A 557-nucleotide genomic window follows, 5' to 3' on the forward strand; every position below is an offset into this window, starting at 1 on the left:
AAAATGGTTGTAATAGGTCATGTACTCCTTGATCTCCCGTTTTACCTCATCCAAAGTCGCACAAGGTTTGATGGAGGCCTGATCTTTGAAATGGCCAAAAAAGGATTCCTGGGGTGCGTTATCCCAGCAGTTTCCGCGTCTGGACATCGACTGTCTGAATCCCATCTTCTTAACCAGTTTCTGAAAATCCGGATGCGTATAATGGGTTCCCTGATCAGAATGGATGAAGGCACCGTCTGCTTTTTTGCACCTTCGATTTGTCTTCAGCTTTCGCAGGGTGTCGATCGCCAGGTCCATCGTGATTCGGTCTGATACATGATAAGCCAGGATTTCATTGGTTGAACCGTCCTTGATCGTTGACAAGTAAGCTTTTTTTCCTGAGCCATAATATAAATAGGTGATATCCGTCAGTAATACCTTGCCGGGGATATCCTGCTTAAATTCCCTGTTCAGCAGGTTAGGAACCACCCTGTGCTCCTGAGTTGCCTTCATCATCCGTTTATAGGGATTGGCTTTCCTGAACGGACACACAATGCCGTATTTCTTCATGATTCTCC

Annotated in this window: 1 protein-coding gene; it reads right to left on the minus strand. The window is 45.8% G+C overall.

Going from position 1 to position 557, the window contains the following annotated elements:
- Positions 1-557: IS3 family transposase (locus tag FKP33_RS26795; RefSeq protein WP_141336835.1), on the minus strand; the 557-nt coding region annotated here is incomplete at both ends.

It is taken from the genome of Paenibacillus sp. tmac-D7 (assembly GCF_006519665.1).
Lineage (GTDB): Bacteria > Bacillota > Bacilli > Paenibacillales > NBRC-103111 > Paenibacillus_G > Paenibacillus_G validus.